The sequence below is a fragment of the Polynucleobacter sp. UK-Mo-2m-Kol15 genome (assembly GCF_018881505.1).
Taxonomy (GTDB): domain Bacteria; phylum Pseudomonadota; class Gammaproteobacteria; order Burkholderiales; family Burkholderiaceae; genus Polynucleobacter.
In genome coordinates this window covers 1,513,993-1,532,050 of the sequence record NZ_JACVQC010000001.1, presented here as the reverse complement: position 1 = coordinate 1,532,050, position 18,058 = coordinate 1,513,993, and the positions used below count along the sequence as shown (strand labels likewise).

The following is an 18,058-nucleotide window of genomic DNA, read 5'->3' as shown; positions in this document are numbered from 1 at the left end:
CTATAAATTTAATAATTTATATGTACCAATTTAAATGGAGATATTCAGATGAGTCAAAGGTTATTTATCTTCTTACTCCCTTTTGTTTTGGTCGCATGTGCTGGCGGTGGTGGGGGTGGTGGATCATCTAGCTCTTCTGGATCAACGCGAACTCTTTTGTATACGAGCGCTTCTGCATTTGAAACCTCAGAATATAGCGCTCAGTCTGGGTTAACTTTGGTTAAAGCCTCATCAATGTATTACAACGGTCATTATCGATGGTACGCCCAAAATGGAGGTACTGCAGGCAATCCATCTGAATCCACTGCTGGTACTGGAGTAAATATTATTGTTGCAGTTGCAGATACTGGGATTAATTCAGCCGAAGCTTCAACAGGTTCTCAGATTTCTATTAATTCAAATAGCTATGACTATGTTCAAAACATATCGGGTTCAACATCTGATCCCAATGGGCATGGAACCCATGTTGCAGGACTAATTGCCGCACCCATGAATTCATCCGGCATGCATGGAATTGCATACAATGCGAGCATTCTTAATTTAAGGATTGGCGACTCCACTGGTGCCATTACTGCTACCGATGCGCAGATTGGCGCCTCTGCAACTAGGGCATATAACGCCGGTGCCTATATTATTAATAATTCATGGGGCTCTACTACTACTATTACCTCGGTAACTGCCAGCCAATTAAATGCAGCAATACCTAATTCAATTGCGGGGTATCAGTCCTATGTTGCAAATGGTGGGGTAGCAGTTTGGGCTGCTGGTAATAGTGGATTTACCCAAGTTAGCTATCAAGCAGGATTGCCTTACCGCATTTCAGGACTGCAGGCAGGTTGGCTTGCAGTTGCAGCGACTGACTCTAGCGGTACTATAACTAATTATTCAAATAGATGCGGTGTATCTGCAGCATGGTGTTTGGCTGCTCCCGGAGGTGGTGATAACTCTGCCACTAATGGCCTATATTCAATGTATAACAATGGGAGCTATACAAAGATGTCAGGGACATCTATGGCTGCGCCATTAGTGAGCGGAGCAATTGCAGGCTTAAAGAGTATGTTCCCAAATCTATCCTATCAAGACATAGCAGCAAGGTTGCTTACCACTGCAAATAAGACAGGCATTTGGGCGGATTCTACGATTTATGGTCAAGGGTTAATGGACTTGGAGGCAGCATCAAACCCAGTTGGCGGCCTTTCTTTGCCAACAGGCTCACATACCAGCGGCTCATCAGGATCGGTTTCTATTTCAAAAATAACGCTTCCAAGCTCTGTGGCCAGCTCAATGCGTAACTCAAAGATTTTATTGGTTGATAGCTATCAAAAAGCCCCCTTTTGGGTGTCTGCATCAAACTTTGTTCAGGAATCAAAGATTCAGTCTGATTTTGCCGTAAGGCATATGGCTACCATGTCTGAGCCTATGCCGGTTAATACTGGTGACGAGGAGGGGATTAAATTTAATCATCTTCAAGGCCTACATTCTTCGGTTGGTTTAAATCAATTTGGCCATTCTTTTGCTTTTTCCAGCGGCATCAGATCTGATCAGTCGTTAAGCAAACAGCTTAATCTTCACTACTTACCGCATCTTAATGATTCAGCTACCAACACAAATGGATTTGGATACGCAACTAATTTTGGTAAAACAAAGATAGCTATGATGGGGAGCATGCCAAATACTCAAAGCGGCTATAACGCTAATGAGTTAACCCAGAATAGATCGATGATGGGGTCTCGAACCTCGTATAGTTTTGTTTCTCAGCGTGAGCATGAAAATTTTGCGTATGGACTGACTTATTCTTTAGCAAATTCATTTACGCAACCCCTAGGATTGAATGCAAGTGGGGTATTTGGACTTAGCAATGCCCAAGCATCCTCATTGGGCAGTTTTTATTCTCACTCACTTTTCAACGGTACAACGAAATTTAGAACCGGAGTTGAGATGGCGAGCTTTAATGCGAGCTCTACAGGCTTAACTTCTTTTGATAGCGGTAAATATGCTGTATTTAAGGTTGGCGCAGACCACTTCTTAAGCAAACAAACTACTTTGAGTATTGGCTTTAAGCAAGAGCAAGCAATGTCGGGTCAACTCAATACAAAATTATCTTCAACTATCGATTCAAGTGGAAATATCGGATATCAAAACTATTCATCAGGATTTAGTAATTTTATAAATTCAAGTCAAGTAAATTTTGATGTTCATCATCGTCTAAATGCCGTTAGTCGCATTAAGGGTGGTTTGATGTATGAGCAAAGGCCCTATGGTCTTAATGGTGCTGGGGCGGCATTTTTTTATGAGCATCGCCTGTAATCTAGGCAAGATTAGTGCAACAGAGGTTTGTAATCCTACTTCTGAGAGCGGTTGTTAATGGGGGGTTATCACAGAGTTCACCTATTGATAAAAACCCTTAAAATATATATGTATCCTCGGCATTACTTTTTATTAAGGACGGCGTATATGCGATTATTAAAGTTCACTCTTGGTGCGTTATTGGTTGTGTTTTCTATTTCTACTTATGCTCAAGATTGTATTGTTATAGTCATGCACGGAAAATGGGGTGGACCAAAATCGCCATACTTAAAAGTTCTTGCTGACAAAATTCAGCGGGTTTGCGACGTAGAGCTTAGGGAGATGCCTTGGTCAAGAAATCGTAATTACGATGAAACATACGATGGCGCCCTGGTAAGACTCTCCGATTCAGTGCGTAGCTATAGAGAAAAAGGTTATAAAAGCATATTCTTGGGCGGTCAAAGTTTCGGCGCTAATGCATCAATTGCCTATCAGTCAGTCTTTGGTAATATCGACGGAGTTATCGCACTAGCGCCAGGTCATTCGCCATACGAGATGTATCAGATGGGTATGAATCGATCACTGCTTGAAGCTGCTAATAAACAAATAACTGAGGGAAAACCAGAAGCATTAATTGAGTTCACAGACCTAAATCAAGGCGAGCGAAAAAATTTCTCGATTCGCTCTGATGTTTTGTATAGTTATTTCAGGCCTGATGGGCTTGGGAACATGGGCTTATCAGCATCTCGCTTTAAGAAATCAGTGCCATTTATGTGGGTTATTGGAACAAAAGATCCGTTGTATCGCGATGGTCCCGGCTACGCCTATGAAAAGGCTCCCCCAAATCCATTAAGTCAGTACTTAGTTGTCGAAGCAAATCACGCCACGACACCCGAGGTTGCTTCTGATCAAGTGCTTGAATGGATTTTACGAGTCAAGCAATAACGATTACATCAGTTATCAATTCATTTTTTTCTTTATCTCTTGCTCAATTGCCTTATCTTTTGGACCGGCAAATTTTATATAGACATCCCATATCTCAGGATTATTAGGAGATTCTTGATAGGCGAGGTTAAGATAATTCGCAGCTTGTTCAAGCCGCTGTCTTTCGATGAGATGTTTCGTGTATTTCAGTAATATCTCTGGACTTCTCGGAAATTTCCTAATTGCCTTCAAAAAAGTTTGCTCAAGATTTTTTTCATCATTTATCGAGGAGAAAAAATCAATAAGCTCTATATATTGGATCACCCAATTAGGATTTCGATCTAGAGCCTTAAGATACTCAACTTTAGCTTTGGCAGGTTCATCCATTCCCTTATATGCATCACCAGTATTTGCATAAGGCTGCCAACGGTCTGGCAGTGCCTTCTGTGCACGCTTTGCCCACGCAAGGGCCTCTTGATGTTTTCCAATTTCATTGAACAAGTAACTTTGGACATTAATTGACCAAGCAAAATGGGAATCAATAGAAAATACGCGATCAAGATCGCCTTGAGCAAGATCAAATTTCTTAAGCTGAATATACATTGAAGCACGATTATTCAATGCATAAAGATCATCCTCAAACCGGTCATCTTTTAGCGCTTCCTCGATTAACCTAAAGGAGTTTTTGTAATCTTTTTTCCAGCGATAGTACGATGCTGCTGCAACGGGATCAACTCTCTCAACTAGCTTAATAGCTATCTTGCGAAGTAATTCAGGAATATCTTTATCCGAATTAAAATCTACCAAAAGTTTATTTTCGGCACTTGATCGCATTCTTATCAGATAAGTAATTTTTCCATTCATCTCGGAGGTGGTAATTTCGCTTGAGATTTTTTCCTTACGAATCCCAAGTGATGTTTGAATTAATGATCTAATCATATTGATATCAATTCCACCCACTAATGGCTGAGACTGCAGCTTAGATAGCTCCTCCCCAGGCGGCTTAGACTTTATATTATTGCTTTGTAAATTTACGGTTGAAATCTCCCTAATTTTTGAAACTTCATCAAGGATCTGGGTTGTGGCAATTTCAGAGCTGTAGCCCTTTTGCAAAAATCCATCAGGGACTTTAATGGGTTCTATCTCAACACTATTTACTAAGATACTGTTCCAAAGAAATCCTATAAAGATAATTCCCCCAGCAATTGAGCTGATAGAGATAAGGAATTTTTTTGCCCGATCTGTAAAAACTTGCCAGTCTGGCAGTTGCATTAGGAGAGTTTTTAACCGCTCAAGTAATTGCCGCATTTTTCTTCATATAAAACATAAAAGTATTAAGAGACAAGCGCTTCTCCGTTGGTTAAGCTCAAATATTAACCTATTTAGCTATGTGACCTTGATGAATCTAATCTAAAATCTTGCCGTATTGAGATTCTAGTTTGTAATAAGGTGATCGGCATTTAGTGGGTTGGCGCGCCCAAAATTGGGCCGACTTATTTTTTACTGCCACTCCAAAGAAGAAGGGATTTGGTAATCTACATCTTAAAGAATTGTTTAATGCGGCTAACGATCGATGTCTCAAGTCTATAAAATTCATTAATTGAGTTCGTAATTTGGCTTAACTTTGAGATAAAAGATTAAAAATAATTCGAACAATAAGACTTAGGCATTGCACGGTTTATGTATTTTAACTTCAGCCGTTCAATTCTTTGATATTTCTAGCGGCCACTATTTCCTCTAAGGGCATAGGTCGCACCTTCGAATCGTGCTGGGCAGGCCAGATATCCCATCTCTAGACACCTTGCTTATTTGAGTAAAAGATTATTACAATTGGTTTGATAGCAATCTTTCACCGGGACATTTTATGGCCGTCAATATCGAAGCAAGTCTGATTCAGAATATGAGTCAACTCTACAACGTCCATTTTATTAAGAATGCCAACGCGGGCGAAGCTTTGATTCATATGATGCAAATGACCAAGATGGATCATCCAAATTTAAGAAACATTAATCCCAACGATATTTTGATTTCTCTTTCACGTGGCATGAATCTGTCTAGCAGAGAGAAGCTCAAAACTTTTGCTTGCGAAGTGGTTGTCCATCTTATTAAAAACGTGGTTGGCTCCAAAATGACACAGGCTGAGCTCATGTCAATGACTGAGCCTAAGATCAAGGCTTAGTCGTTTCCAGCGCCAGTTCAAATCCTTTTAAAAAAATGCTTTTAAGCTTAGTTATACGGCTCAGATAGCGCTCTGGTAAGTTTTTCAATCTAACTGGTATTTCTCCAAAGTACCATTTGCCTTAAATAATGCTCGAATAGATGCTCCTTTAAAGGATATACATTTTGTAGGCAGGAGAGTCAGATCTTATCTCCACCGAAGGCGCAAACTCCCATGAACGCTAAGTATCTTCCAGGGGGCACTGCTGATCCTAAATAGCTGTCTGGAGAGTCACCATCTCGATGGTGCACCGAAGGAGCAAGTACTCAGCCACGCTGTAGTGCGCATCTCTTAGGAATTAGGGGCAGGGCGGCGGCACCCATATTGATATGGCACTTTAGGAGATTTCGCATGCGCACACTTCCAAGCTAATGCAGTTTTTGGTAATACAGATTAATTGATTCAATTTTCACTGACTGAAAAAGGATGTTCATCATGATCAATAAACTAGTCCAAGAAGCCTCTTTTCATCCTGGATATGATGATGCCGGATATAAAAATGTTGTTTCACCAACAATTGCTGAATTGGAGGGCTTTAGAAAAACAAATGCTCGTTACCTCGGCTTTTCAGAGTTAATTGTGGATTTCTGTAAGTCGTCAAAGTCACTTGCTCCAGCCTGATGGTCAATCAATAACCCAAGCTAGAAACGACTGGGGTTTATTTAAGCTGCAGATCGCACGCTCAAATCGTACTGGGTAGGCCAACTACATAAATTACGTGTCAGATATAAAACATAGGCTAAGTTTTGCCTGGTACATAGCTTTGCTTGTTCAATGCTTATATTCTTAGATACTAGCTCAGGAAAAACCCCTAGAAATATGTAAATTCCTTATTGGCGGCCTACTAAATACGACATACTATGGGTAGTATTTGGGCGCACACAATTAAGCGTCATCACCAAGTTACAGTTAAGAAATTACACTTTATTTAAAGGGTTTTGTATGAAATTCTTCTCTAAGTTAGTTGGCTTTTTGTCTTTGTTCTTTATTTGCGCTTCCATTGCTCATGCTCAGGCTTACCCCAATAAACCAATTAAGTTAATCGTGCCATTTCCTCCTGGAGGAACGGCCGATATTCTTGGAAGGATGCTTGGAGATAAGTTGGCTACAGTTACCTCGCAGTCAGTAATTATCGAAAATCGTGCTGGCGCCGCGGGTGGTATTGCTGCACAATTTGTCGCAAAGTCACCAGCCGATGGGTACACATTACTGCTCGGAACTACTGGTACACAAACCATGAATCCAGCAATAAATTCTAAATTGTCATATGACCCCTTAAAAGATTTCGCTAGCGTCAGTAATTTTGGTGCATCGCCATTTGTTTTGGTGGTTAATCCAAATGTGCCAGCACAAAACTTAAAAGAATTGATTGATCTGGCAAATAAAAAACCTGGATCTTTACGTTACGCTTCCTTTGGCTCTGGAAGCTCCGCTCATATGACTGGCGAAATGTTTAAGTTACGCGCGGGAGTTGATATTGTCCATGTTCCTTATAAAGGAGCTGCTCCAGCGTTAATTGATGTTGTTGGCGGACACGTTGATATGATGTTCACATTAACCCCTAGCGTACTACAGCAAATACGTACTGGGTCCTTGCGCGCAATTGCAGTCGCCGCTCCACAAAGAGACCCAGCAATTCCTTCAGTTCCCACCTTTGCCGAAGCGGGCCTTAACAATTTCATGTCTGATTCTTGGTATGGAGTATTTGCCCCAGCTGGAACTCCTCAACCTATTATTGCTAAGTTAAATGCAGATATTCAAAGAATATTGGCCATGCCTGATGTGAAGCAAAAATTAGCCAGTGAAGGTGCGATCGCGGTTGGTAATTCACCTGAGCAATTTACTGAACAAGTGCGCAAAGAGCTTGACCATTGGACTAAGATTGCCAAAGAGGCAAAAATCAGTGAGTAATTTTATGATTGCAATCACATGCTCATAAGTCTAAAAAATCAATCTCTCTTTCGCGAGCAGGGGTTAATAGATGGTATCTGGTGTGGGGCTGATTCCAATCAGACTCTGAGCGTGCTCAACCCTGCATCGGGAGGGTTGTTGGGCACAATCCCAAATATGGGTGCTTCAGAAACTAGGCGAGCTATACATGCCGCACAGAGTGCTTGGCGTGGATGGCGAGAAACAACCGCCCGTGACCGAGGGGTCATTTTGCGTCGCTGGCATGACTTGGTGCTTGAACATAAAGATGATCTTGCAGCCATGATGACCCTAGAGCAAGGTCGCCCCCTAAACGATGCTAAAAATGAGGTCACCTATGCTGCTAGCTTTATTGATTGGTATGCGGAAGAGGGTAAACGAATTTATGGGGACGTCATTCCTCAGCCGCAACGGGATTCCAGAACAATTGTTCTAAAAGAACCTATCGGCGTGTGTGGCGCTATCACGCCATGGAATATGCCTAGCGCTATGGTCACCAGAAAGGTTGCCACTGCCCTAGCTGCTGGATGTACCGTGGTACTGAAGCCTGCAGAGCAGACACCATATTCGGCAATTGCCCTTGCTGCACTTGCGCAGCAAGCAGGAGTCCCCAAGGGTGTTTTTAATTTGGTCACTGGTGAGCCTGAGGCCATTGGAATGGAGTTAACTACTAATCGTATTGTTCGCAAGATAACCTTTACCGGCTCGACTGAGGTTGGAAAGATATTGATGCGACAAAGCAGTGATTCCATTAAAAAACTTTCTCTAGAGCTCGGCGGAAACTCACCATTCATAGTCTTTGATGATGCCGATATTAAAAAAGCAGTAAAGGATGCTGTTTCATGCAAGTTTCGCAATTCTGGGCAAACTTGTGTTTGTGCTAATCGTATTTATGTACAAGAATCTATTTATGATCAATTCGTACAGCATTTTTTGGAGGCAGTTCAGGAATTAAAAGTGGGAGACGGATTCGGCGATGGAGTTACTCAAGGTCCGCTGATTGACCAACACGCAGTCGATAAGATGGAATCCCATGTGAAAGATGCCTTATCACATGGCGCTCAATTACTTATCGGGGGTAAGCGTCATGCTCTGGGTGCAAATTTTTATGAACCTACGATCTTGTTAAATCTCAACAATAAAATGCGACTGTATTCAGAGGAGACCTTTGGTCCTTTAGCGGCGATTGCCAAATTCAAAACTGAAGAAGAGGTTATTGATCTAGCTAATGACACAGACTACGGCCTTGCTGCCTATGTGCATACAACAAATATTGGTCGAATGTTTAGAGTTTCAGAGCGATTAGAGGTTGGGGTAGTAGGAATCAATAAAGGGGTATTTGCAACCGAAGTGGCCCCATTTGGAGGCACTAAACAATCTGGGATTGGTGCGGAGGGTTCCAAGTATGGCATCGAGGAGTACCTTCACCTAAAACGCCTATCTATTGGTGGGGTCGATGATTAGTGATTCATAAATAATGGATACTCGATAATCACATTTTCTCCATTCGTATTTGATTGTGGGCTGGCCAAATAACCCAGTAACCATTACTTTATCGATTTAGTCGATAAATGAAGAGTTAAGGGTTAGCAAAACATAAATTAACCAAGAGCTTAGTTTTTTATCCTAAAAGATTTTTAGTTTGTTTTTACTTTGGAGAAACTTACCAGCTCTTTCCATCGCAAAGTTTCTGATTTTAAATAAGCCTCAGCACTCATGGGAGTTGATGATGCATTTATATCGATCACTAATTCATGAAGTTTTTTTGCGACTATTGGATTTGACAAAACTTTATTTATCGCGACATTCAATTTATCTATGATGAATTTTGGTGTCTTTTCTGGAGCAAAAACCATATTCCAAGTTCCGGCACTCACACCTTGAATTCCAGACTCTGCAATCGTAGGTACATTCGGTAAAAGAGGTGAACGTTGATCGGTAGCTAAGGCAATTGCTTTTAGCTTCCCGGATTTCACAAGGCTTATTGCAGAGCTGGCTGTTTCAAAAGTATAGAGATGTAAATCAGACATAAGCCCTTGTTTGGCTGGTCCAGCACCTTTATAGGGAACTGCAAATGCATCTATATTTGCTTTTTGGTTAAAGTATTCTGCAACGATATGCGTTGCACTCCCTATCCCGGAGGCAGCATAGCTATATACTCCAGGCTGTGCTTTTACTTGGGCGATAAGTTGGTCAATTGTATTTGGTCCAGCTGGTGTGGTGAGAACAAGAGCGGGGGAGCTTCCGACTAATGCGATAGCTTGTAAATCTTTCTCAGCATCGTAGTTAAGGTTTTTATAAACAGATGGTGCAATCGCAATTGCTGCAGTTCCAAAAAGCAAGGTATATCCATCGGATGGTGAGCGTGCTACAAGAGCTGCTCCTACATTGCCGGCGGCTCCTGCTTGATTATTGACTATGATGCTTTGGCCTAATTCTTTGCCTAGTTCTTGGCTAAGAATTCTCGCAAATACATCGGCTGACCCTGCAGGTGCGTAGGGAACAACAAGGGTAATAGGTTTATCTGGATAGTTTTGCTGTGCAAGGGCGCTGTAAGAAGAAAGTATTCCCCATCCTAGGGCTAGACACCAGCTTAAATTCTTAATTAATTTTGTCATTTTTAGCCCATTACCAATTCACCACGAATTTGTGTGCGATACATTAAGCGTCTACTTGAAGCATCAAAGGAGTCACGTTGATGCATCGTACAGCGGTTATCCCATAGAATGGCATCACCAAGCTGCCAGACTTGAGTCCACTTTAATTCAGGGTCGGTACTAGCTGCCCATAGTTCATCCAGTAACTCTTCGCTCTCGTTTAAAGGTAAGCCAACTATATAGGCATTTTTTCTTCGTCCTAAAAAGAGACATTTCTGTTGAGTGACAGGATGAATGCGGACTAGTGGGTGGGAAGCGCCCACAGCATTTCTTGGGTCAGTTACTTCGGTGAATCCTTGACGCAATTCTCCTGTGCTATTTTTACTTGCGTCATGTATGCACTTCAAGTTCGCAATTTTTTGTTTTGTTTTATCGGACAGCCTGTTGTAAGCCTCATACATATTGACAAATGATGTATTGCCGCCTGTAGGGGGAATTTCTACGGAGTAAAGAACGCAACCCTTAGGCGGTATATCAACATATGACATATCTGTATGCCAATCTGCCTCGTAAGATCCTAGGCCACCAATAGGCTTTCCGTCATCTCCAATGATATTTGAGATGACATTAATTTCTAGCGGTAAATCGTTGTAGCCACCATTAACAGTTCCACGAACAGGTCTTTTATCAAGATCTCCCAATGCGTTGGAGAATTGCGTTAATTCTTGAGGAGTAACATTTTCTTGACCCCTAAATCTCAGGACTAAATTGTCTGCCCAGGCCTTTTCAATAAATTGCTTATCCTCGCTTGAGAGAGGTAGTTTTAGGTTAACTCCATAGATATCGGCACCCAGCAAATTTTGACTGGGAACAACTTTAAGTCCCCCATTTGTTGTATCTGTGGCCTTATTCATAGCGAACCCTTTCTCATTTAAATGTTCCTTGGTAGATAAGACTAGAGCATATAACCAAAAAACCATTTTTTAACGTTTAATAAGGCCTATTTGGGGTAAACCATAGGCTCTAGCATTAACATCATTTATTTAGGATGGAGTTCATACGCCTTCATGGATTTAGTATCCGGTTATCTGATTTGTTGATGTACCTAATTTTTGTAGGTGTTTATACTAAGTAAAAGTAAATTGGTTTTTATATTGCTAAAGGGAGAATCATGCAAAGTAAAAAAATGAGTGGCAATTATCTAGTGTCGGCCATCTTGTTGTTAGGTTCGCTCAACGCATATGCCGCAAGCCCAACACTCGATAAAATTAAATCCAGCGGTGCAGTGACAATGGGCGTTCGAGAATCATCCATTCCAATGTCATACACCACTGGGGATAGTCGCTTTGATGGCTATCATGTTGAGGTATGCCGCATGATTTTGGCTGATGTAAAGGATAAGCTGGGTTTGAGTACACTGCGAATCAACTACCAGCCGGTTACTTCACAAAATCGTGTTCCATTAGTTCAAAATGGCACAGTTGATATTGAGTGTGGTACCACAACGAACAATAGTGCAAGAGCCAAAGATGTTGGTTTTGCAAACACCCTTTACGTTGAAGAGGTCCGGATTGCAGTTAAAGCAAATTCTGGTATTACTTCAATCTCTCAGCTAGCAGGTAAAAAGGTTGCTACAACTACTGGTACCACATCCGTACAGTTATTACGAAAACATGAAAAAGCCAATGGCGTTAATTTTGACGAAGTATTTGGTAAGGATCATGCTGATAGCTTCCTATTGTTAGAGTCGGGTCGCGCAGATGCTTTTGTAATGGATGGTTCAATTCTTGCTGGCAATATTGCCAACTCAAAAAACCCTAAGGACTTCAAGATTGTTGGTGAGGTTCTGGCAACTGAGCCTATTGCCATTATGGTGCCTAAGAATGATCCAGAATTTAAGGCTACTGTGAATGCTGCAATTGCCAAGATTGTGGCTAATGGAAATATGCCCAAGCTTTGGAATAAATGGTTTTTAGCCCCAATTCCACCAAAGAATATTGTTGTTGGTCTTGAATTGTCTCCAGCAACTAAAAACGCATGGGCTAATCTCAACGACAAGCCTGCTGAAGACTACAACAAAAAATAATAGGTAGCTCTTACTAAATATAAGCCAATATTATGTCCTTAGATTTAGGTGTTTTTTGTAAGAACACCTTAGACGGAGAGGTGGTTGATCACTGCTTCTCCGCACTTTTTGGTTTAGCCCAAAATAGTGATCCCAGCTACTTGGACTGGCTTATGAAGGCCTGGGGCTGGACCTTAGCTGTAGCGGCTCTTAGCTTGATGATTGCTTTAATTCTGGGGACGGTTATGGGTACTTTACGTACTCTGCCAGCGACCAAGTCTCTGAATAGATGGCTAATTCATATTTCTACAGCTTGGGTGGAGCTATTTAGAAACATTCCACTCTTGGTTCAAGTATTTCTTTGGTATCACGTTATTCCTTCTTTTGTATTGCCCTTGAAGTCTCTGCCATCCTATTGCTTAGTGAGCATTGCTCTTGGATTTTTTACATCTGCTCGTATAGCTGAGCAAGTTAGGGCAGGAATTCAGGCGCTCCCCAGCGGACAAGCGGATGCTGCAACTGCATTGGGTTTAACAACTGCACAAAGTTACCGTTACGTTATCTTGCCGATGGCGTTGCGGATTGTCATGCCACCACTGACTTCGGAGAGCATGAATCTCATTAAAAACTCCTCAGTAGCCTTTGCAGTTTCTGTACCTGAGCTGACTTTATTTGCGATGCAGGCACAGGAAGAAACATCTAAAGGCGTTGAGATCTACTTAGCAGTGACTCTCTTGTACGCTCTTTCTGCTTTTGCAGTAAATCGAGTGATGACTCTGATTGAAAAACGTAACCGTATTCCAGGTTTTATTGTTTCTAATGATGCAAGCTTGGCTCACTAGGCCTTAATGGGATCGATTTTATGTTTAGCTTAGATCTGAGTTTTTATAATTGGGAGTTATTTACCAACTATATTTTGAAGGGCTTGTTATTTAGTTTTCAGCTGACTGTCTTTGCAACGGTTGGAGGCATTCTCTTTGGGACATTTTTAGCTTTAATGCGCTTGTCTGGAAAACCGGTCCTAGTATATCCCGCTACTTTTTATGTGAATACCATGAGGTCAATTCCCTTGGTGATGGTGATTCTCTGGTTTTTTTTGCTCATCCCTATATTGGTTGGCAGACCTATTGGCGCAGATCTCTCGGCGACGATTACTTTCATCGCATTTGAGGCAGCATTTTTCTCGGAGATTGTTCGTGCTGGTATTCAATCTGTACCAAAGGGGCAAAGCTATGCGGGAGAAGCTTTGGGTATGACGTATGGCCAGAACATGCGCCTTGTAGTTTTGCCTCAAGCTTTTAGAAACATGATTCCCGTTTTTATGACCCAAACAATTGTCTTATTTCAGGATACCTCTTTGGTTTATGCCATTGGTGCATACGACTTACTTAAAGGATTTGAGATTGCTGGTAAAAATTATGGTCGCCCAATTGAAACCTATATTTTGGCTGCAGCAACTTACTTTTTAATTTGTTTTTCGCTTTCTAAAGTAGTTCGTAAGATACAAGCTAGAGTCGCCATTATTCGCTAATCTCATTAGGTGCAAAATAAATAGATCATCATGATTGAACTTCAAAACGTATCTAAATGGTATGGCTCATTCCAAGTCTTAAATGACTGCTCCACATCGATAAAAAAGGGTGAGGTTGTGGTGATTTGTGGGCCTTCCGGCTCTGGCAAATCTACCTTGATAAAAACCATTAATGCTCTAGAGCCTTTTCAGGCAGGTGAGATTACAGTTGATGGAGTTGCTCTGCATGACCCAAAAACAAACTTACCGAGGCTCCGTTCACGTGTGGGCATGGTGTTTCAACACTTTGAGCTTTTCCCGCATCTCAGTGTTACTGAGAATCTGACACTTGCTCAAATGAAAGTCTTGGGTAGATCAGTAGATGAAGCCAAGACGCACGGCCTCACGTATTTAGACCGTGTTGGGCTAATGGCTCAAAAAGATAAGTTTCCCGGGCAGTTGTCAGGTGGTCAGCAGCAGCGGGTAGCAATTGCACGAGCCTTGAGCATGGATCCAATTGTGATGTTATTTGATGAGCCAACTTCAGCCTTAGATCCTGAGATGGTGGGTGAGGTGCTAGATGTCATGGTGAAGCTTGCTAATCAGGGAATGACGATGTGCTGCGTCACCCATGAGATGGGATTTGCTCGGAAGGTGAGTCACCGTGTGATCTTTATGGATCAAGGTAAGATCATTGAGGACTGTAGCAAGGAGGATTTCTTTGGCAAACCAGAGGCGAGATCGCCGAGAGCCAAAGACTTCCTCTCAAAAATATTGGATTACTGAACTAGGTTTCTGTTTTGGCTACAAGTTCTATGGCACAACTTTTCTATTACAAGGCCCATTTTTTATACTTAAACCCATCTAAATATATAGATTGGCTAGAAACTGTGATTTCTTCTAAGGCTTAGATCGCACTTTTGAATCGCGCTAGAAAGGCCAAAGGTCGGGCTGGCACATGAAATCATTCAAAACCTGATTTCCCCCTGCCTTAATTTAGTGCAAACATCCATTTAAACTATCATCTAGGCTTGATATCATTAGCCGCACAAATCAAATATAGGGGAAATAAAATGTCACACGTTGCACACATGTCACTTCAAGCTAAGCCCGGCTCATTCCAAAAAGTTTGTGATCGCTTTCATCAGTTTGCTACAGAGGTATTGGCAGGCCATCCTGATTTACATGATGTCATCATCGTGGGTAATCAAGCGATGAATATTGTTGAAGGCTTCGGAATTTGGGAGAATGCAGAGCAGGCTGCGTCCCTTGAAGATACAAAAGACTTTGCAGATTTTTTAGCTGACATCCAATCCAATCTTGCGGCACCCGTAGAAAGAAGTGATCTGTTAGTGTTCTATCGCATGAATCCCAAAAGCTGATTAAACAAGACAAAATCAGGAAACTAAGGATGGCTGGCAAAATGTATTTGCAAACTTAAATACGTTGAACTAAAAAATTACTTTATGCTAGCAAAAAACACAAAAACCACCTTCGGGTGGTTTTTTGTTACTCGCCACTATTGCCTAAAAGATTTTTTGTTTTCTTACACTTATTTAAAGCTTCTAAGACATGGGTTATGCGTTCGAATCGTGCTTAGCGGGCCAGTCTTGATGTGTCACTCAGCTTTAAATCCCCATTTCTGTAAAGACTTCCTTGGCACATCTAAAACTGTCAATTGCTGCCGGCACTCCACAGTAAATTGCGGCCTGTAAAAATACTTCCTGAATATCTTCTTTGCTTAAGCCATTGTTGATAGCACCTCTCACATGAAGCTTGAGCTCATGGGGGCGATTTAACGCTGTAATCATTGATAGGTTAATAATGCTTCTAGTCCTTCGATCTAAACCAGGACGGTTCCAAATTTCATTCCAGCAATATTCAGTAACTAATTCCTGCAAGGGCATATTGAATGCATCAGCATTCTTGATAGAGTTGTCTACATAATCCGAACCTAGTACCTCCCGACGAGTTTTTAAGCCTTTCTCAAATGCTTCTTTATTCATCTTGTTCTCCTTTGTATATGCCGTATTGAATAAACACCCTATATTGTCACTATGCATCAAGCCCTGTTTGGCCTAGAATGGTTTTTATGAATATTGTCCACTCTTTACCTATTGCCGTGTTGTCCTCCGTCCTTGTCCTGCTAGGCGCCTGCTCTGCAGATAAGCTCGAGGCAAGGCTACAGGCTGATCCCCAATGTAAGTCAGTGATGAATGCTAAAACTGGTGCATTAATGCCATGCCCGGGTACTGATAAGGAATTTTATAAATATATTCCAGCTTTGAATGTGTCTCAATCAAAAGTAACTCAGGCTGACGTGCTTCAAGGATCTACTTCTAGCCCATCATTGGCCTCAAAACCTATTTTGGTACCAGTAGAGTGCAGGCCTCAATTGCACCAAAAGTCAGGTGGCTTGATGCCTTGCCCGGCCCCATAGGGTTGGAGTGAATATAGCTAGGTATTTAAGCGTATGATTTGATAAAACTCGCTTTAAGATAGATTGCAAATAAACCACCCACTGGATATAACAAATGAATAAATTAGGCTCTTTAGTGTTAGCAATCTCTGTAGCTACTTTGCTGGCAGCTTGTAGCAACACCCCAAAACTTGCAAGTCAGCCCATGCCAAAGTCTGGCTTTCTACCAAACTATTCAGTACTCGTTCCCATTGCCACCTCTGAGGCTGATACTCGCATTTGGAGATATCGCAAGGCCGGTGTAAATCCAGGTACATACACGGCAGTAATTTTGGATCCAATTTATTTAAACCAGAACGCAACTAAGGAAATTTCTCCGGAGGCAATTAATCAGGCTAAGTTGGCATTGCAAGACTCAATGGTGAGCGCGGTGAACAGTCGCGGCAGCATTAGGATCGTAAATCAGCCGGGCCCAGGAGTAGCTCGTATCTCTGTTGGTATTACTGGTGCAGAGAGTTCTGCTGACAGTTTGCAGCCGTGGAATTTCACGCCAATTGGTTTAGCAATGAATGCGGCTGCATATGCTGGTGGTGTGAATTCCAAGACTCCAGCAATGTTGGTTGAGAGCAAGATTACTGATAGCCAAACTAAAGAGGTAATCGGTGAGGGCTTGGTAACTATTCAAGGAGAGTCTTTCAGAACCGGTGGTGGTTCGGTTGAATCATTTGTAGCTATGGCTAAAAAAGTAGTTAGGGTAGCGTTGGAGACTTCTGCCGATCCAAGATCTACCGCTCCTTAAAGTTTGGGTTCATCAAAAACTTACACCCTGAGGGGCCAATACTAAGAAAATCAAGTCGGCCCACTTGACTATTCCATCATTTAAGATGGGATATTAAGAAGGCCATCAAATATCAAGGGACTGGGTGAGTGCATCCCTTGATATTTGATGCAATCTCATTTTGATATCTCTGCAATGACTGCATCTGTGACATCTTTCATCATTGCTGTGCCCCCTAAATCACGAGTATGTAATTTGGGGTTGGCTGTTACCTTCTCAATTGCTTGCATCAACTTGGCCCCCAAGTCCTTTTCGCCTAAGAAGTCCAGCATCATGACTGCAGACCAGAAGGTGCCGATCGGATTAGCCAGCCCCTTTCCCATAATGTCAAATGCAGAACCATGAATTGGCTCGAACATGGAAGGGTAGCGACGTTCCGGATCAATATTGCCTGTTGGTGCAATTCCCAGGCTACCAGCTAAAGCTGCAGCCAAATCACTGAGAACATCAGCGTGTAAATTGGTGGCGACAATGGTGTCTAATGATTCTGGGTGATTCACCATGCGTGCAGTGGCTGCGTCAACCAATTCTTTATCCCAAGTAACATCTGGAAATTCTTTTGCAACCTGTACAGCAATTTCATCCCACATTACCATTGCATGGCGCTGTGCATTTGATTTAGTGATGACGGTAATATGTTTACGGGGACGTGATTGCGCAAGCCTAAAAGCGTAACGTTGAACGCGCTCAACGCCAACGCGTGTCAATATGCTCATATCAGAAGCAACTTCAATGGGATGGCCTTGGTGGGCTCTACCACCTAAGCCGGAGTACTCTCCCTCAGAGTTTTCACGAACGATTACCCAATCCAGTTGATCGGGTTGACAGTTTCGTAATGGCGTTTGAATACCGGGCAAAATGCGGGTAGGTCGCACGTTGGCATACTGATCAAAACCTTGACAGATTTTGAGACGTAAGCCCCAGAGCGTAATATGATCTGGAATTTTTGGATCCCCGGCTGACCCAAACAAAATTGCATCTTTAGAGCGCAAAGGATCAAGTCCATCCTCTGGCATCATCACGCCATGTTTGCGGTAGTAATCACCACCCCAATCGAAATGTTCAAAATTAAATTCAATATTTTTATTTTGGGCTGAAAGGGCATGGAGCACTTTTTCACACTCAGGAATGACTTCTTTACCGATTCCATCTCCAGGAATAGAGGCAATCTGATATTTTTTATTCATTTTTTTTGTGGGGTAGAAGGGGTTGATGGAATGGCTAACATTCTAAGATGATTGCTCGATTAATAAAATCTTTTGGGATATTAGC

Annotated in this window: 18 protein-coding genes and 1 riboswitch; of the genes, 13 read left to right on the top strand and 5 right to left on the bottom strand. The window is 42.0% G+C overall.

Annotation, left to right across the window (positions count from 1 at the left end; genetic code table 11):
- Window positions 1–48 precede the first annotated feature (48 nt).
- A complete protein-coding gene (locus tag ICN43_RS07950; RefSeq protein WP_216198438.1) occupies window positions 49–2,307 on the top strand; it encodes a S8 family peptidase in 2,259 nt (752 codons plus the stop codon).
- A gap of 147 nt (window positions 2,308–2,454) precedes the next feature.
- Entirely contained in the window at window positions 2,455–3,231 is a 777-nt protein-coding gene (locus ICN43_RS07945; RefSeq protein ID WP_216198437.1) for an alpha/beta hydrolase, read from the top strand.
- A gap of 15 nt (window positions 3,232–3,246) precedes the next feature.
- Here ICN43_RS07945 and ICN43_RS07940 read toward each other — a convergent pair whose 3' ends face one another.
- Window positions 3,247–4,482, bottom strand: a complete 1,236-nt coding sequence (locus ICN43_RS07940) for a lipopolysaccharide assembly protein LapB (protein WP_216198436.1) — start codon at window positions 4,480–4,482, stop codon at window positions 3,247–3,249.
- A 592-nt stretch (window positions 4,483–5,074) separates the two neighbouring features.
- Between ICN43_RS07940 and ICN43_RS07935 the strand changes: the two genes are divergently transcribed.
- The 4 genes from ICN43_RS07935 to ICN43_RS07920 all read left to right on the top strand — a co-directional run bounded on the left by ICN43_RS07935 (window position 5,075) and on the right by ICN43_RS07920 (window position 8,821).
- On the top strand, window positions 5,075–5,389 hold the full coding sequence (locus ICN43_RS07935) for a hypothetical protein (protein WP_216198434.1): 315 nt from the start codon (window positions 5,075–5,077) through the stop codon (window positions 5,387–5,389).
- A 252-nt stretch (window positions 5,390–5,641) separates the two neighbouring features.
- A riboswitch (glycine riboswitch) is annotated at window positions 5,642–5,747 on the top strand.
- A gap of 116 nt (window positions 5,748–5,863) precedes the next feature.
- Complete coding sequence (locus ICN43_RS07930) at window positions 5,864–6,049, top strand: hypothetical protein (protein WP_216198432.1); 186 nt, start codon at window positions 5,864–5,866, stop codon at window positions 6,047–6,049.
- 321 nt (window positions 6,050–6,370) lie between these two features.
- On the top strand, window positions 6,371–7,339 hold the full coding sequence (locus ICN43_RS07925) for a tripartite tricarboxylate transporter substrate binding protein (protein ID WP_216198430.1): 969 nt from the start codon (window positions 6,371–6,373) through the stop codon (window positions 7,337–7,339).
- 18 nt (window positions 7,340–7,357) lie between these two features.
- The gene (locus ICN43_RS07920; protein WP_216198428.1) at window positions 7,358–8,821 is read left to right on the top strand and encodes an NAD-dependent succinate-semialdehyde dehydrogenase; all 1,464 of its coding nucleotides are present in this window, start codon (window positions 7,358–7,360) and stop codon (window positions 8,819–8,821) included.
- A gap of 173 nt (window positions 8,822–8,994) precedes the next feature.
- Here ICN43_RS07920 and ICN43_RS07915 read toward each other — a convergent pair whose 3' ends face one another.
- Together ICN43_RS07915 and ICN43_RS07910 are read right to left on the bottom strand one after the other, a co-directional pair.
- Window positions 8,995–9,975: a tripartite tricarboxylate transporter substrate-binding protein gene (locus ICN43_RS07915; protein WP_216198426.1), complete on the bottom strand. Its 981-nt coding sequence runs from the start codon at window positions 9,973–9,975 to the stop codon at window positions 8,995–8,997.
- A 2-nt stretch (window positions 9,976–9,977) separates the two neighbouring features.
- A complete protein-coding gene (locus ICN43_RS07910; RefSeq protein WP_216198425.1) occupies window positions 9,978–10,868 on the bottom strand; it encodes a TauD/TfdA family dioxygenase in 891 nt (296 codons plus the stop codon).
- Between the two features lie 272 nt (window positions 10,869–11,140).
- Between ICN43_RS07910 and ICN43_RS07905 the strand changes: the two genes are divergently transcribed.
- The 5 genes from ICN43_RS07905 (at window position 11,141) to ICN43_RS07885 (ending at window position 14,911) form a co-directional block, all read left to right on the top strand.
- On the top strand, window positions 11,141–12,040 hold the full coding sequence (locus tag ICN43_RS07905) for an amino acid ABC transporter substrate-binding protein (protein ID WP_216200008.1): 900 nt from the start codon (window positions 11,141–11,143) through the stop codon (window positions 12,038–12,040).
- Between the two features lie 32 nt (window positions 12,041–12,072).
- Window positions 12,073–12,861: an amino acid ABC transporter permease gene (locus tag ICN43_RS07900; protein ID WP_216198423.1), complete on the top strand. Its 789-nt coding sequence runs from the start codon at window positions 12,073–12,075 to the stop codon at window positions 12,859–12,861.
- Between the two features lie 20 nt (window positions 12,862–12,881).
- The gene (locus tag ICN43_RS07895; RefSeq protein ID WP_216198421.1) at window positions 12,882–13,550 is read left to right on the top strand and encodes an amino acid ABC transporter permease; all 669 of its coding nucleotides are present in this window, start codon (window positions 12,882–12,884) and stop codon (window positions 13,548–13,550) included.
- Between the two features lie 30 nt (window positions 13,551–13,580).
- Window positions 13,581–14,315 (top strand): amino acid ABC transporter ATP-binding protein, encoded by a 735-nt coding sequence (locus ICN43_RS07890; protein ID WP_216198419.1) that lies wholly within the window; start codon window positions 13,581–13,583, stop codon window positions 14,313–14,315.
- Between the two features lie 287 nt (window positions 14,316–14,602).
- Window positions 14,603–14,911, top strand: a complete 309-nt coding sequence (locus ICN43_RS07885; protein ID WP_216198418.1) for a hypothetical protein — start codon at window positions 14,603–14,605, stop codon at window positions 14,909–14,911.
- A 246-nt stretch (window positions 14,912–15,157) separates the two neighbouring features.
- Here the strand turns inward: ICN43_RS07885 and ICN43_RS07880 are convergent, their stop codons facing one another.
- Window positions 15,158–15,535 (bottom strand): carboxymuconolactone decarboxylase family protein, encoded by a 378-nt coding sequence (locus ICN43_RS07880; RefSeq protein WP_216198415.1) that lies wholly within the window; start codon window positions 15,533–15,535, stop codon window positions 15,158–15,160.
- 86 nt (window positions 15,536–15,621) lie between these two features.
- On the opposite strand from ICN43_RS07880, the gene ICN43_RS07875 reads away from it, so the two are divergent.
- The gene (locus ICN43_RS07875) at window positions 15,622–15,969 is read left to right on the top strand and encodes a hypothetical protein (RefSeq protein WP_216198414.1); all 348 of its coding nucleotides are present in this window, start codon (window positions 15,622–15,624) and stop codon (window positions 15,967–15,969) included.
- 94 nt (window positions 15,970–16,063) lie between these two features.
- Window positions 16,064–16,747, top strand: coding sequence for a DUF3313 domain-containing protein (locus tag ICN43_RS07870; RefSeq protein WP_216198412.1), 684 nt, complete (start codon window positions 16,064–16,066; stop codon window positions 16,745–16,747).
- Window positions 16,748–16,902: 155 nt separating this feature from the next.
- Here the strand turns inward: ICN43_RS07870 and ICN43_RS07865 are convergent, their stop codons facing one another.
- Window positions 16,903–17,973: a tartrate dehydrogenase gene (locus ICN43_RS07865; protein ID WP_216198409.1), complete on the bottom strand. Its 1,071-nt coding sequence runs from the start codon at window positions 17,971–17,973 to the stop codon at window positions 16,903–16,905.
- Window positions 17,974–18,058: the final 85 nt, after the last annotated feature.

Coding starts and splice junctions, on each gene's coding strand:
- ICN43_RS07950 (WP_216198438.1), top strand. CDS start 49: ATGAGTCAAAGGTTATTTATCTTCTTACTCCCTTTTGTTTTGGTCGCA.
- ICN43_RS07945 (WP_216198437.1), top strand. CDS start 2,455: ATGCGATTATTAAAGTTCACTCTTGGTGCGTTATTGGTTGTGTTTTCT.
- ICN43_RS07940 (WP_216198436.1), bottom strand. CDS start 4,482: ATGCAACTGCCAGACTGGCAAGTTTTTACAGATCGGGCAAAAAAATTC.
- ICN43_RS07935 (WP_216198434.1), top strand. CDS start 5,075: ATGGCCGTCAATATCGAAGCAAGTCTGATTCAGAATATGAGTCAACTC.
- ICN43_RS07930 (WP_216198432.1), top strand. CDS start 5,864: ATGATCAATAAACTAGTCCAAGAAGCCTCTTTTCATCCTGGATATGAT.
- ICN43_RS07925 (WP_216198430.1), top strand. CDS start 6,371: ATGAAATTCTTCTCTAAGTTAGTTGGCTTTTTGTCTTTGTTCTTTATT.
- ICN43_RS07920 (WP_216198428.1), top strand. CDS start 7,358: ATGCTCATAAGTCTAAAAAATCAATCTCTCTTTCGCGAGCAGGGGTTA.
- ICN43_RS07915 (WP_216198426.1), bottom strand. CDS start 9,975: ATGACAAAATTAATTAAGAATTTAAGCTGGTGTCTAGCCCTAGGATGG.
- ICN43_RS07910 (WP_216198425.1), bottom strand. CDS start 10,868: ATGAATAAGGCCACAGATACAACAAATGGGGGACTTAAAGTTGTTCCC.
- ICN43_RS07905 (WP_216200008.1), top strand. CDS start 11,141: ATGAGTGGCAATTATCTAGTGTCGGCCATCTTGTTGTTAGGTTCGCTC.
- ICN43_RS07900 (WP_216198423.1), top strand. CDS start 12,073: ATGTCCTTAGATTTAGGTGTTTTTTGTAAGAACACCTTAGACGGAGAG.
- ICN43_RS07895 (WP_216198421.1), top strand. CDS start 12,882: ATGTTTAGCTTAGATCTGAGTTTTTATAATTGGGAGTTATTTACCAAC.
- ICN43_RS07890 (WP_216198419.1), top strand. CDS start 13,581: ATGATTGAACTTCAAAACGTATCTAAATGGTATGGCTCATTCCAAGTC.
- ICN43_RS07885 (WP_216198418.1), top strand. CDS start 14,603: ATGTCACACGTTGCACACATGTCACTTCAAGCTAAGCCCGGCTCATTC.
- ICN43_RS07880 (WP_216198415.1), bottom strand. CDS start 15,535: ATGAATAAAGAAGCATTTGAGAAAGGCTTAAAAACTCGTCGGGAGGTA.
- ICN43_RS07875 (WP_216198414.1), top strand. CDS start 15,622: ATGAATATTGTCCACTCTTTACCTATTGCCGTGTTGTCCTCCGTCCTT.
- ICN43_RS07870 (WP_216198412.1), top strand. CDS start 16,064: ATGAATAAATTAGGCTCTTTAGTGTTAGCAATCTCTGTAGCTACTTTG.
- ICN43_RS07865 (WP_216198409.1), bottom strand. CDS start 17,973: ATGAATAAAAAATATCAGATTGCCTCTATTCCTGGAGATGGAATCGGT.